At 65.5% G+C, this 12,621-nt stretch carries 13 protein-coding genes and 1 pseudogene; 6 read left to right on the forward strand and 8 right to left on the reverse strand.

The window, feature by feature from the left end:
• The first annotated feature begins 35 nt into the window (after positions 1–35).
• Entirely contained in the window at positions 36–1,547 is a 1,512-nt protein-coding gene (locus F6Q13_RS04120) for a PE-PPE domain-containing protein (protein WP_293052630.1), read from the forward strand.
• A 61-nt stretch (positions 1,548–1,608) separates the two neighbouring features.
• Here F6Q13_RS04120 and F6Q13_RS04125 read toward each other — a convergent pair whose 3' ends face one another.
• A complete protein-coding gene (locus tag F6Q13_RS04125; RefSeq protein ID WP_293052633.1) occupies positions 1,609–1,980 on the reverse strand; it encodes a DUF3054 domain-containing protein in 372 nt (123 codons plus the stop codon).
• A gap of 117 nt (positions 1,981–2,097) precedes the next feature.
• On the opposite strand from F6Q13_RS04125, the gene F6Q13_RS04130 reads away from it, so the two are divergent.
• From F6Q13_RS04130 to F6Q13_RS04140, 3 genes are read left to right on the forward strand one after another with little or no spacing between them, the layout of a single operon-like run.
• A complete protein-coding gene (locus F6Q13_RS04130) occupies positions 2,098–2,832 on the forward strand; it encodes an SDR family oxidoreductase (RefSeq protein WP_293052636.1) in 735 nt (244 codons plus the stop codon).
• 13 nt (positions 2,833–2,845) lie between these two features.
• Positions 2,846–4,024: an acyl-CoA dehydrogenase family protein gene (locus F6Q13_RS04135; RefSeq protein WP_293052639.1), complete on the forward strand. Its 1,179-nt coding sequence runs from the start codon at positions 2,846–2,848 to the stop codon at positions 4,022–4,024.
• A gap of 14 nt (positions 4,025–4,038) precedes the next feature.
• Positions 4,039–5,187, forward strand: coding sequence for an acyl-CoA dehydrogenase family protein (locus F6Q13_RS04140; protein ID WP_293052642.1), 1,149 nt, complete (start codon positions 4,039–4,041; stop codon positions 5,185–5,187).
• 16 nt (positions 5,188–5,203) lie between these two features.
• Here F6Q13_RS04140 and F6Q13_RS04145 read toward each other — a convergent pair whose 3' ends face one another.
• A complete protein-coding gene (locus F6Q13_RS04145; protein ID WP_293052645.1) occupies positions 5,204–5,476 on the reverse strand; it encodes a metal-sensitive transcriptional regulator in 273 nt (90 codons plus the stop codon).
• A gap of 149 nt (positions 5,477–5,625) precedes the next feature.
• Here F6Q13_RS04145 and trxA point away from each other — a divergent pair, with 149 nt between their 5' ends.
• Together trxA and F6Q13_RS04155 are read left to right on the forward strand one after the other, a co-directional pair.
• Positions 5,626–6,000: a thioredoxin gene (gene trxA / locus F6Q13_RS04150; protein WP_293052648.1), complete on the forward strand. Its 375-nt coding sequence runs from the start codon at positions 5,626–5,628 to the stop codon at positions 5,998–6,000.
• Positions 6,001–6,111: 111 nt separating this feature from the next.
• Positions 6,112–6,969 carry an SDR family oxidoreductase gene (locus F6Q13_RS04155; protein ID WP_293052651.1) on the forward strand — a complete coding sequence of 286 codons (858 nt, stop codon included), beginning with the start codon at positions 6,112–6,114 and terminating at the stop codon, positions 6,967–6,969.
• 7 nt (positions 6,970–6,976) lie between these two features.
• Here the strand turns inward: F6Q13_RS04155 and F6Q13_RS04160 are convergent, their stop codons facing one another.
• From F6Q13_RS04160 to F6Q13_RS04185, 6 genes and pseudogenes are all read right to left on the reverse strand, one after another.
• Complete coding sequence (locus F6Q13_RS04160; RefSeq protein ID WP_293052654.1) at positions 6,977–8,101, reverse strand: 1,4-beta-xylanase; 1,125 nt, start codon at positions 8,099–8,101, stop codon at positions 6,977–6,979.
• A 97-nt stretch (positions 8,102–8,198) separates the two neighbouring features.
• Positions 8,199–9,461, reverse strand: coding sequence for a formate-dependent phosphoribosylglycinamide formyltransferase (gene purT, locus F6Q13_RS04165; protein ID WP_293052657.1), 1,263 nt, complete (start codon positions 9,459–9,461; stop codon positions 8,199–8,201).
• Between the two features lie 68 nt (positions 9,462–9,529).
• Positions 9,530–10,165 carry a PaaI family thioesterase gene (locus tag F6Q13_RS04170; protein WP_293052660.1) on the reverse strand — a complete coding sequence of 212 codons (636 nt, stop codon included), beginning with the start codon at positions 10,163–10,165 and terminating at the stop codon, positions 9,530–9,532.
• On the reverse strand, positions 10,162–11,460 hold the full coding sequence (locus tag F6Q13_RS04175) for an adenylosuccinate synthase (protein ID WP_293052663.1): 1,299 nt from the start codon (positions 11,458–11,460) through the stop codon (positions 10,162–10,164). Before F6Q13_RS04175 ends, F6Q13_RS04170 begins: the two co-directional genes overlap by 4 nt.
• Before the next feature lie 104 nt (positions 11,461–11,564).
• Positions 11,565–12,287 carry a hypothetical protein gene (locus F6Q13_RS04180; protein ID WP_293052666.1) on the reverse strand — a complete coding sequence of 241 codons (723 nt, stop codon included), beginning with the start codon at positions 12,285–12,287 and terminating at the stop codon, positions 11,565–11,567.
• 85 nt (positions 12,288–12,372) lie between these two features.
• Positions 12,373–12,621: pseudogene (locus tag F6Q13_RS04185) on the reverse strand (hypothetical protein); the annotation flags it as partial.

Here is a 12,621-nt window from a genome sequence, read left to right on the forward strand (position 1 = left end):
TGTGGAGTTAAGCCCACCTGAAGGGGGAAAGCCCGATGCGTGGTTGGTTCAGCACCTTTGGTGTCGCCATGATGGGTGCGGGCCTGGCGGTGAGCTCGTCGTTCGTGCCTCCATCGGTCAGCGTGCCGGCCCACGTGGTTCTGCTCGCCGGCGATACCGCCGACTCGCCGCTCGGGGACGGCCCGGCGTTGGTGATCGGCCCCAGCGGCTTCCCGATACCGGGCCAACGCTATGTGGACGCCGCCGACACGCTGTATCTGCAGCCGCGCGACTTCACCGGCACTGCGCAGGGGTTATTCACCCCCGAAGGGGACTACCCGAGTACCGGCGTCAGAAGCCTGGAGTTCAACCAGGCGGTGGCCCAGGGGGAGCAAATTCTGGATTCGGCGATTGAAAACCACATCGCCGGAGGGCATGTCGATGCCGCCAACCCTGTCGTGGTTTTCGGCTGGTCGGAGAGCGCCACCATCGCCTCGTTGACCATGTCGCAACTGGCTGCGCAGGGTGTGCCCAGTGACGATGTGCATTTCGTACTGGTCGGTGACCCCAACAACCCCAGCGGCGGCCAGTTGCAACTCTTCGACGTCCCGCCCGGCACGAATCCCACCATCCCTTTCTTCGGCACGTTCAGCGGCGCCACCCCGGATGACTTGTTCCCTACCGACATCTACACGAAAGAATATGACGGCTTCGCCGACGTGCCGCGCTACCCGCTCAACCTGCTGTCGGACCTCAACGCCCTCTTCGGCACCATCATCGTGCACAGCACGTACCCGGTTCTCACGCCCGCCGAGCTGATACCCACCACAGACGGCGGTCGGGCGATTCTCTTGCCGGGCTCGGAGGCCCTGACCGGGGAGGGGCTGACCAACTATTACATGATCCCCACCGAGAGTCTGCCCCTGTTGGATCCGCTGCGGCTGATCCCGGTGGTCGGGCAACCGCTCTACGACTTGCTGGAACCCGACACGAGAATCCTGGTCAACCTGGGCTACGGCAGCATCTCCGACGGCTGGGCCGCGGGCCCGGCCAATGTGCCCACCACGTTCGGCCTGTTTCCCACCGGTCTCAACCCGGCCGAGGTGCTCACCGCCCTCGGCGACGGCCTGCTGCAGGGAGTCACCGACGCCGCCAAAGATCTGCAGAACCCCGATACGTACCGACCAACGCCCATCATCGACAACCCGGTGCTGTCAGAGCTGGTCAAAGCGGCATTCACGATGGGCATCGTCGACACCCCGCACCCGACGCTGGGCCAACTGCTGCAAGCGGAATTCGGCGGGCCGGCATCTCAGGACATCACGACCGGCTCGCACACCACGCTGCTGTCGCTTGCCGGCGAGCTCAGCGGCGCGTTGTCGTCCGTCTATTCGGGTCTGCTCCCGCTTGCCGACACCGTCAACGTGCTGTTCACCGCGATGCCCGCATATGACGTGAGCCTCTTCATCGACCAGCTCGAGGCTGGCAACCTCCTTGGCGCCGTCGGTGATCCGATCGCTGCCGACGTGGGATGGATATTCACCATCGCCTCGTCCTTGTTGCCGTGAAATTGCCGGCGTGTTCAGGTCCGCGTCGCCAGGCACGCCGCCCGCCGCGCCGAGCACCGGATCACGCCTTAGCGCCTCCCCGGAGCGCCGCGGCCAGCGCGGCCCGCCAACCCAGCAACAACAGGGCGGTGACCGACGAAGCGACCACCACGAAGCTGGCAGAGACCCCGGACGACGACAGCTTCCGCAACACCATCCCCGTCGCGACCGTGCACACCCAGACGACCATGCCGGTCGGGGCCAGCGCCGTCGGCCGCCGCCAACCTCGCGACAAAACCCACCCCAGCAAGGTGCCGGTCAAAAACGGCCAGGCCGTGGCCGCAACGCCGGCGACGTCGAGTCCTTCGTGGTGGCTGCGCCGTCCGACCGTGCAGAACACCAGCACGCAGGCGACGTCGGCGCCGAGCCAGCCCAGACCCCGCGGCAGTCGCATGCCGCGACAATACCGGGCTTGACACCGGCTTGACCTGGCCATCGCACGGCCCTGGTATGAATAATGCGATCCACACGATTGCGCGGGAGTGCACTTGACCGACACCGCTGAGTGCAGATGAGCAGCACAATCGCACTGGTGACCGGCGCCGGATCGGGTATCGGCAAAGCGATCGCGCTCGGGTTTGCCGCCCAGGGTGACCACGTGATCGCCGCCGACATCGACGAGGCGGCCGCAGCGGCCACCGCCCGGGAGTACCCGCAGTGCATCACGGCGCTGCCGGTCGACGTCGCCGACCGGTCCCGGGTTGACGCGCTGCGTGACCGGGCGCACGCCGACATCGGCGTCCCCACTGTGCTGGTCAATGCCGCCGGCTGGGATCGGACTGACCAATTTCTCAACGCGACAACCGAATTCGCCGAAAAGGTGGTGGCGATCAACTACCTCGGGCCGGTGCACATCTGCAGCGCGTTCCTGCCGGCGATGATCGAGGCCGGGGGTGGCGGGCGGGTCATCAACGTGGCCAGCGACGCGGGCCGTGTCGGCAGCGCGGGCGAAACCATCTACGCCGGCGCCAAGGGCGGCGTCATCGCGCTGACCAAATCGCTCGCCCGGGAGATGGCCCGCTACCTGATTACCGTCAACTGTGTGTGTCCCGGCCCCACCGATACTCCGCTGTTCGCGGCGCAGCCGGAGAAGCTCAGGCAGGCTCTGGTCAAAGCGATCCCGTTCCGCCGGCTGGCCCGGCCCGAGGAAGTGGCCGCGCCGGTGTTGTTCTTCGCCTCCGATGCCGCGTCGTTCATCACCGGTCAGGTGATCAGTGTCAGCGGCGGTCTGACGATGGCCGGCTGAGTAAGCTCGTCCGATGAGCAGTAAGCCGCCTTTCGACCCCAACGACCCGCTCGGCCTGGACGCGTCGCTGACCGACGACGAGATCGCGCTGCGTGACACGGTCCGAGCGTTCTGCGCCGAACAGATCACCCCATATGCCGCCCAGTGGTTCGAGATAGGCGACCTGCCGGTCCGCGAGCTCGCCAAGCAACTCGGCGAGCTCGGACTGCTGGGCATGCACCTGCAGGGCTACGGCTGCGGCGGGGCATCGGCCGTGCATTACGGGCTGGCTTGCCTGGAACTGGAAGCCGCCGACTCCGGAATCCGGTCGCTGGTATCGGTGCAAGGGTCGCTGGCGATGTTTGCCATCTGGAACAACGGGTCCGAAGAGCAGAAGCGACAGTGGTTGCCGGGCATGGCCGCAGGCGAACTGCTCGGATGTTTCGGACTCACCGAACCCGACGTCGGGTCCAATCCGGCGGCGATGAAAACCCGGGCCCGACGGGACGGCCCCGACTGGGTGCTCAACGGCCGCAAGATGTGGATCACCAACGGTTCGGTTGCCGATGTCGCGATCGTGTGGGCGGCTACCGACGACGGGATCCGCGGATTCATCGTTCCTACCGACGTGGCGGGATTCACCGCGAACACGATTCACCACAAACTTTCGCTGCGCGCGTCGATCACCAGCGAGTTGGTGCTCGACGACGTACGGCTGCCGCACGATGCGGTGCTGCCCGATTCGATCGGCTTGCGCAGCCCGCTGGCGTGCTTATCCGAGGCGCGCTACGGCATCATCTGGGGATCGATGGGCGCCGCACGATCGGCGTGGCAGTCCGCGCTGGAATACGCGACGACGAGGACCCAATTCGACCGCCCGATCGCGGGATTTCAGCTGACTCAGGCCAAGCTCGTCGACATGGCGGTCGAACTGAACAAAGGTCAGCTCCTCGCACTGCATCTGGGCCGGCTCAAGGATCGCGTCGGACTTCGTCCCGAGCAGGTCAGCTTCGGCAAGCTCAACAACACCCGGGAAGCGCTCGAGATCTGCCGGACTGCCCGGACGATTCTGGGCGGCAATGGAATATCACTGGAGTATCCGGTGATCCGGCACATGGTCAACCTGGAATCGGTGCTGACCTACGAGGGAACCCCCGAGATGCACCAGCTAGTCCTGGGGCAAGCTCTCACCGGTCTGGACGCTTTCCGCTGAGAGGATTATGTCGATTGAGCCCGCGCCTGGAATACACGTCTGAGCACCATCAGTTCCGTTCGCTGGTGCGTGATTTCGTACAATCGACCGTTGTGCCTTCCCACGAACACTGGGAGAAGGCGGGGCGTTTGGACCGTTCCCTGTTCACCGAGGCCGGCAAGCTTGGACTGCTGGGGTTTTCGGTGCCCGAAGAATTCGGCGGTCCGGGCGTTGACGACTTTCGCTACAACGCGATCGTCGTCGAAGAACTCCAGCGGGTCGGAGCGGCGGCCGAGGCTGTGGCTTTCTCGTTGCAAAACGACATCGTGCTGCCCTATCTCACCGACCTGACGACACCCGAACAACAACGGCGCTGGCTTCCCGGTGTGGTGACGGGCGAGACGATAATCGGCATTGCGATGACCGAGCCAGGCGCCGGCAGCGACCTGGCCGGGATCCGCACCACCGCGGTGCGCGACGGTGACCACTACCTGGTCAACGGCGCTAAAACGTTTATCTCCAACGGGCAGATCGGCGACTTGTTCGTGATCGCCGCACGCACTGCACCCGATCGGCACAAGGGTTTGTCACTCCTGGTCGTCGAGTCGAGCACGCCGGGTTTTCACCGCGGCCGCAACCTGGACAAGATCGGTTTGCACGCGCAGGACACCAGTGAGCTGAGCTTCACCGACATGCGGGTTCCCGCCGATTCCCTGCTCGAAGCCGAAGGCCGGGGCTTCTACCAGCTGATGGCCCACCTTCCCCAGGAGCGGCTGTCGCTGGCGGTGGGCGCGGTGGCCGCCGCGGAGGGCGTGCTGGCCGAGACTATCGACTACGTCCGGCAGCGCAACGCCTTCGGCGCGCCCATTTCCGGCCTGCAGAATACCCAGTTCATGCTTGCCGAGCTGGCCACCGAACTCGACGTGGCTCGCACTTATCTCGACGACTGCATAGCCGAGCACTTGACCGGCGGGCTCAGTGCCGGGCGGGCCGCCCGCCTGAAATGGTGGACCACCGAGTTGCAGGTGCGGGTGGCCGACCGCTGTCTGCAATTGCACGGTGGCTACGGGTACATGCGCGAGTACCCGGTATCACGGGCATTCGTCGACGCTCGCATCCAGACCATCTACGGCGGCACCACCGAGATCATGAAGACGATCATCGCCAAAGACCTGGGCCTGTGACGGCGACCACGTGTGCTCAGGCCAAGGTCAGGAAAAGTCTTTCCAGCTCGGGCTCGGTGAGCGGAGGCGTGCCGGTCGCGCTGCCGGAGCCCATGATGCAGTCCCGCAAACCGGACGCGACGATTTTGAATCCGGCCCGGTCGAGCGCTCTCGACACCGCTGCCAGCTGGGTGACGACATCCTTGCAGTCGCGACCCTGCTCGATCATTGCTATCACACCGGCGAGCTGGCCCTGGGCGCGCCGCAACCGGTTCAGTACGGCCGCCATGCCGGCCTGATCATCCGCCATGTGGTCCTCCAATCCGACTTTTTCCCATCTTACCCCCCGGGGTATGAGAGAACCGCCAATCGACACTCAGGACGGGCCGGCCGACCCGGGAATAGATATACGGGTAGGGGTATTTTTCCTGGTATCGTGCCCAAGGAAGGATGCCGGAAATGTCCGTCAAAGAACTCACCATGTCCGACTTCGAATCGACGATCCGGGAGAGCCCGACCGTGTTGGTCGACTTCTGGGCGCCGTGGTGCGGGCCTTGCCGCGCGTTCGCGCCGGTCTTCGAGCGGTCCGCCGTCGATCACCCCGACATCGTGCACGCCAAGGTCAACACCGAGGTCGAGCGAGAACTGGCCGCGATCGCCGGTATCCGGTCGATTCCGACCATCATGGCCTTCCGCGAAGGTGTCCTCGTCTACAGCCAGCCGGGCGCGATGCCCTCGGCGGTGCTCGAGGACCTGATCCGCCAGATCAACGAGCTCGACATGGCTGCCGTGCGTGCCAAGCTCGCCGAACGTGAGACCGCCGCCAACGCCTGACGGCCGGTAGACCGAAAGGAGTGGTGACCGAGCCCGCGGGGTTTCGCGTTGGCACCCAGCGCACCTCAACTCGTCCCATCCGAGGTCTTGCCATGGCTAAAGTGAGTCGGCATGGACAAGATCAGGGGCAAGACCGTCGTGATCACCGGCGCTGCGCGGGGAATCGGGCTGGCGACTACCAAAGCGCTGTTGGCACGCGGTGCCCGCGTGGTTATCGGTGATCGGGACGTGAGCGTTCTCGAGCAAACTGTCGCCGGCATGAGCAAACTGGGTCCGGTTTCAGGCCACCCGCTCGACGTCACCGACCGGAAGTCATTCGCGGCCTTCCTGGACAAGGCCCGTGCCGACGGCGGCGGGCCTATCGACGTGTTGATCAACAACGCCGGCGTGATGCCGGTCGGTCCTTTTCTTCAGCAGTCGACCGATGCCATCCGCTCATCGATCGAGGTCAACTTCTACGGGGTGCTCACCGGCTGCCAGTTGGTGCTGCCGGAGATGGTCAAACGTGGCAACGGCCACATCGTCAACGTGGCGTCGATGGCCGGCATGGTGGCATTGCCCGGGCAGGTGGTCTACGCCGGCACCAAGTTTGCCGTGGTCGGGCTCTCCCGTGCGTTGGCTGACGAGGTCGCGTCGCAGGGCGTCGACGTCACCGCGGTGCTGCCGGTGTTCACCAATACCGACTTGATCTCCGGTACCAAGACGAGCGTCGTGACAAAGCCGGTGCAGCCCGAGCACGTCGCCGCCGCGATCGTCAAAGTGCTCGACAAGCCGAAGACCCAGGTGTCGGTGCCCGGAGTGTCTCGCTACATCGGCATCCTGACGATGCTGCTGCCGACTCGTGCCCGCCGCTGGCTGGGCAACAAGACGGGCACCAGCACGGTCTTTCTCAATCTCGACACCGAGGCCCGTGCAGCCTACGAGGACCGCGCCCAGCATGCGATAGGCGTCGTCGAGCACCGGCCCTGATCAACCGCTACAAGGCGGACAATCCTCGAATCTTTTGAACTTCGTTGTCCTGAAAAGGTTTTCCGTCCGAATGGAGCAGGTCGTGAAACCACACCTCCGGCACCGACGTGTAGGGCTGGTCCCAGGAATCCCAGGGGTAGTAGGTCTGGGTTTTGCCTGCTACTAAACCCCAGTTGAAGGCACCAACCTTGTCTCGCTTGGCAATCGGCAGAATTCCCTCTACCGTGCTGCCTTGGGTGCGGGCCATGTACTCCGTGCACATCAGCGGCCGGCCCAGCGGTTGCAGCTCGGCGATACGGTTCTCGAAATTCGCCGGCCGGCCATAGCAGTGGAATGTGATCACGTCGGAGTTGTCAAGTTGAATGTTGCTGACGGTGCTGCGGCGTGCGGGATCTCCCCATACACCGTCCCACACAGCACTTGTCAGCGGTTGACTCGGGTCAACTGCGCGTGCCCACCCGAACACCTGCGGAAGCAGGTCTGCGACCAGTTCCTGCTTGTCCCGTCGCTCGACTCGGTGATATACCCGCGCCGGATTGTCGGGCTCATTCCACAGATCCCAGCCCAGTATGCGGCCGTCGTTGCGGAATTGGCTCAGCACGCCGGTGACGTAGTTCCGCAGAGTGGGCAGATAACGGCGGTCACCGAGGCGTTCGGCGCCCGGGCTCTGCACCCATCCGGAGTTGTGCACCCCGGGTCTGGGCGCGCGCTGGCGCCCCGGTGTTGGCAGCGGATCCCAACATGAGTCGAACAAGACAAACAGCGGCTTGATGCGGTGACGCGCCGCAATGTCGACAAACTTCGCAAGACGGGCCTGAAACCCCCGAGAGTCCTGCGCCCAGAGCTGATCGTGAAGGAACACGCGTACCGTGTTGAGGCCGTGCGACCGGGCCCAGCCCAGTTCGGTGTCGATCCGGCGGGGGTCATAGGTGTCGGGCTGAAACATCTCCAGCTGGTTGATGGCGGTCGAGGTGATGTAGTTCGCACCGACGGGCCAGCCCTGGGCTTGATACCAGCGATGGGCGCGATCAGCCGACCAGCGGTTTGCCGCTGCGGCGGCACGCGGGGTTGCGGTGAGCGCCATGCCTGCTGCCAGCAGCAGAGGTAATTTCAAAACCGTTCGCCGGTACACGAAGAGACCATAATTTGTCTCCGGTGAGGAACCCGGTATTTGCTTGGCGCGTCGCGCTGAATTGTTCTGTGGCTATCCACCAGGCGCGGGCTGACCGTCAGTGGACCAGCGCTGCCGATGCCTGCCGGGCACGGCGGCGCGCGGTTTTTGCATCCGCCGCGGTGACCACGGCCACCGCCAGCAGACGCCGGGCGTCGGGCCGGGTCGACCGGGTGAACATCCGCACATCACTTTCCGGCACCGCGAGCGCAGCAGCCAGCGCTTCGGTGGAGGGCCCGGCATCAGTGCCGCCGGTATACAACAGTTGTGCCGCGCCCGGTGAAATCATGATGGTGTCGCCCGCCAGACCCAAGATTGCCCGGGCTTGCAGCTCGAACGCCGACAACCGCTGGGTACGCAGTGTCACCAGAGCGGACTCGTAGGGTCGGACGCTGACGTCGCAGAAGTACACCTCGTCGCCGCGTACCATCAATTCGACTCCGAAGACGCCGCGCCCGCCAAGTGCCTTGACGATACGTGCGGCGATCGACTTGGCAGCGTCCAAGGCAGCTGTGCTGATCTCCTGCGGCTGCCACAATTCCAGCGTGTCGCGGGTGGCTGCGTTGCGTCCGATCGGCGCGCAGAAGTCGATCACCGGCCCGGCCGGCCCGTCGCGGCGTACGGCAAGCAGCGTGATGTGAAAGTCGATTTCGACGATGGCTTCGACGAGCAGCCGCGTGGTGTCCGGGCCTGCATCGGGAGATACCGTGCGCTGCCAGGCCGACTCGAGATCCTGCGGCCCGGAAATCACCGACTCTCGTTGCCCGGCCGGGAGCGTTACCGGCTGCACCCGCAAGGGATACCCGGCATGGTCGGCGACTGCACGCAGTTCGTGCAGCGATCCGGCGAACCAGAATGGTGCGGTGGGCAGCCCGAGCTCGTCGGCGGCCAGCCGCCGCAGAGCTTCCCGGTCGGCGGTCAGCCGCACACCGCGGGCAGTTGGGAAGAATTGCGCTAACCCGTTTCCCGCAGCCGCGATCAATGCGTCGGCGCCGACCTTGTCGGTGACGGTCACTACGAAATGGGGATGAAACTGGCCGATGATCGCGGTCAACGCTTGGGTATCGCTCATCTGCACCACCACCGACTGGTCGGCGACCCCGTGTGCCGGAGCGTCGGCGTAGCATTCGACCGCGATCACCTCCGCGCCCAGACGTTGCAAGACGATTGCCAGCTCGCGGCTGAAATCTCCGGATCCCAGCAGCATCACCCGGGTCCGCACGGCGTCGCCGGCCCGCTGATGACGTCCGCGGCCGGGCGCCGGGCTCCCGTCCGGTGCCGCGGTCAAGCCCTCGGTGCCCGGATCGTGTCCGGCTGTCATGGGGCCGCACCCTGGGGTCTTGGCCGCGTCTGCCGCATGCTGACCAGGATAAAGGTTGTGGAGCCGAGCTAAGGCTGGCCGGGCAGCAGCCGCACCATCAGCGCGTGCGCCTCGGCCAGCAACGTGTCGGTTTCGTCGACGAGCTCGCCGGCGATGAACGCCTTGCGGCCCTGGGTTTCGGTCACCCGCCCGCGCACGACAAGCGGGATGTCTATCGGCGTGACCTTGCGGTAGTCCACCTTGAGAAACGCGGTCCGGCTGATCGGCTGTCCGGACGCGTGCACCACCATCCCGCACAACCAGTCGAACACCAGCGGGATCACACCGCCGTGCACCGCCATGTTGCCGCCCACGTAAAAGCGACTGAAATGGCCGCGCATTTCGACACCGTCGGCGTCGAACTTAGTCATCGTCCACGGCGGCATCAGCAGGCTGCCCATGCCGGGCAGCGAAGGAACCCGCCCGGCCGGCGCGACGCCTTCGGGCACCTGGAACGGGTCGAGCAGCTTCACCAGCGCTTCGGCCTGCTCGGCGGCGATGTCCCAGGTGTCGTCGTCGGGGTCGGTGGAGACCGCGAGGTCCTGCAGGCGCCGCATCGCGGTGACGAACCGGCCGAAACCCGGTCCCGGCCTGGCGGTCTCGTAATTCGGGAACCCGCCGTGCTTGGCATAATCGGGGTCCAGGTAATCGGGTTGGTCACTCATCGGCGGACCGCCAGGACGTCGCGACGCACGATGGTCTGATCTCGACCCGGGCCGACCCCGATACAGGAAACATGGGCTCCGGCAAGCTCTTCCAGTCGCAACACGTAGTCCCGCGCCTTGGCGGGCAGATCATCGAACCTTCGTGCACCCGAGATGTCCTCCCACCAGCCTGGTAGTTCCTCGTAAATCGGTTCCGCGCGATACAAATCGCTTTGGGTCATCGGCATTTCGTAGGTGCGCTTGCCGTCGACCCGGTAGCCGACGCAGACCGGAACCGTTTCCAGGCTGGACAGCACGTCGAGCTTGGTCAAGAAGTAGTCGGTGATGCCGTTGACCCGGGTGGAGTAGCGGGCCACCACGGCGTCGAACCAGCCGCACCGTCGGCGCCGGCCGGTGGTGACCCCGAATTCACCACCGGTCTTAGACAGGTATTCGCCGTGCTCGTCGACCAATTCGGTGGGAAACGGACCCGAACCGACCCGGGTGGTGTAGGCCTTGAGGATGCCGAGCACGGTGGTGATCCGAGTCGGGCCGATGCCGGAGCCGACCGACGCACCGCCCGCGGTGGGATTGGACGACGTGACATAGGGATAGGTGCCGTGGTCGACGTCGAGCAGGGTGCCCTGCGACCCCTCCAGCAGCACCGTCTCGCCGGCCTCCAGGGCCGTGTTGAGCAGCAGCCGGGTATCGGCGATGCGATGTTTGAACCCCTCGGCTTGGGCGAGCAGCGACTCGACGACCTGAGCCGGTTCCAGTGCCTTGCGATTGTAGATCTTGACCAGCACCTGGTTCTTGAATTCCAAAGCCGCCCTAACTTTTTGGGCCAGCAGCTCGGGATCGAGCACATCGGCGACCCGGACCCCGATGCGGGCGATCTTGTCCTGGTAGCACGGGCCGATACCGCGGCCGGTAGTACCGATCTTCTTGTTGCCCATGTAACGCTCGGTGACCTTGTCGATGGCCACGTGATAGGGCAGCAGCAGGTGGGCGTCCGCGGAGATCAGCAGTCGCGACGTGTCAACACCACGGTCCTCGAGCCCGGTGAGCTCGTCGAGCAGCACACCCGGATCGATCACCACGCCGTTACCGATGACATTGGTGACCCCCGGCGTGAGCACCCCGGACGGGATCAGGTGCAGCGCGAAGTTCTCGCCGCTGGGCAGCACGACGGTGTGGCCGGCGTTGTTGCCGCCCTGGTAACGCACCACCCACTGCACCCGGCCGCCGAGTAGGTCAGTGGCCTTGCCTTTGCCCTCGTCGCCCCATTGGGCGCCGATCAGGACGATTGCCGGCATGGCTTTTCTCCTGCCGCTCTGTGCCTTGTGGTCCAGCCGGTGAGAGAGCCTATCCCAAGCAGTCTGCGCGCAGCCCGGCCTTCCTGCGGTGGTGCCTCCCAGACTCAGAAAACGGTCAGCAGATCCGGCACTAGCCGGCCGAGGTCCAGCACTGCGCTGGGGTCCATCGTGGTGGTGAGGTCGGGGAGCGTCGGAACCGAATCGGGCGAGACCAGCTTGATCAGGTAGTCGTAGATCGGCGTCACAATCCCCTGTGTGATAGTCGCGCCCGTCGCTTCGATCAGTTCTGCGATACCCGCCGGAACCTCCGAGAGTCCGCCCACAGCCGTACCGATAGGCGTGAACACCCCGCCGAGGTCGGCGATGGCTGTGCCGAGCGACGTCACCGCCCCGCCCAGCAGCGCCAACGGTGTGGCGTCCAGGCCGGTCACCGCCACACCGAGCAGGATCGCGATCGTCGCCGTGGTGGTGATGATGCTCGCCAGCTTGTCATCGATGCTCGCGAGGTCGATACCGGAAAGCGCCAGGGCGTCGAGGGCCGGAGATCCGGTGTGGGGCCCACCGGCGTCCAACAGTGCATCCGATTCCGCACCGAGTCCAGACGGCGCGAGCACGGCAGTGAGGGGGTTTGACAGGTCGATGACGGATTCCGCGGAGGCGGAGAGCTCGATCGCCGGGTCGTGAATGGCCTGCTGGAGCGGTGTCGCCGCAGGAGTAAGGGCGATGACGCTGGCAGTCACGGCGACCATAACCGTCATAACGGGGCGAAGACTCAGCTCCATCGCGCATTCCTTGATGTTTGCCAGGTATCGGTCGTCGACCGCCACGCGCTCTTAACCTTACCTTCGGTAGGACTGAGAACGGCCTAATCGGCGGGCATTGGCGGCGCGTGTCGCAAGCAGTTCGCCGAGGTCAGCTGCCGCGGGCGCCGGGCTTGCCGGGCACCCCGTCGGTACCCGTCCCGAGGGCCTTACCGGCCGCGCCGCCCGGCCCGCCGGCGCCGCCGGAACTGCTGGTGGACCCGGCGCCGCCGTTGCCGCCGTTGCCGCCGTCGCCACCGTTGCCGACGTTGCCGGCCGAGCCGCCGTTGCCGCCGTTGCCGCCGGCCCCACCGGTACCGCCGGTGCTGCCCTCGCGGCCGGCCCCGCCGAGATCGGCCGA

Source organism: Mycobacterium sp., from assembly GCF_008709575.1.
Lineage (GTDB): Bacteria > Actinomycetota > Actinomycetes > Mycobacteriales > Mycobacteriaceae > Mycobacterium.

What these genes read in the sequence shown, in the direction of transcription:
- F6Q13_RS04120 (WP_293052630.1), top strand. Translation starts at nt 36, where the DNA reads ATGCGTGGTTGGTTCAGCACCTTTGGTGTCGCCATGATGGGTGCGGGC.
- F6Q13_RS04125 (WP_293052633.1), bottom strand. Translation starts at nt 1,980, where the DNA reads ATGCGACTGCCGCGGGGTCTGGGCTGGCTCGGCGCCGACGTCGCCTGC.
- F6Q13_RS04130 (WP_293052636.1), top strand. Translation starts at nt 2,098, where the DNA reads ATGAGCAGCACAATCGCACTGGTGACCGGCGCCGGATCGGGTATCGGC.
- F6Q13_RS04135 (WP_293052639.1), top strand. Translation starts at nt 2,846, where the DNA reads ATGAGCAGTAAGCCGCCTTTCGACCCCAACGACCCGCTCGGCCTGGAC.
- F6Q13_RS04145 (WP_293052645.1), bottom strand. Translation starts at nt 5,476, where the DNA reads ATGGCGGATGATCAGGCCGGCATGGCGGCCGTACTGAACCGGTTGCGG.
- trxA (WP_293052648.1), top strand. Translation starts at nt 5,626, where the DNA reads ATGTCCGTCAAAGAACTCACCATGTCCGACTTCGAATCGACGATCCGG.
- F6Q13_RS04155 (WP_293052651.1), top strand. Translation starts at nt 6,112, where the DNA reads ATGGACAAGATCAGGGGCAAGACCGTCGTGATCACCGGCGCTGCGCGG.
- purT (WP_293052657.1), bottom strand. Translation starts at nt 9,461, where the DNA reads ATGACAGCCGGACACGATCCGGGCACCGAGGGCTTGACCGCGGCACCG.
- F6Q13_RS04170 (WP_293052660.1), bottom strand. Translation starts at nt 10,165, where the DNA reads ATGAGTGACCAACCCGATTACCTGGACCCCGATTATGCCAAGCACGGC.
- F6Q13_RS04175 (WP_293052663.1), bottom strand. Translation starts at nt 11,460, where the DNA reads ATGCCGGCAATCGTCCTGATCGGCGCCCAATGGGGCGACGAGGGCAAA.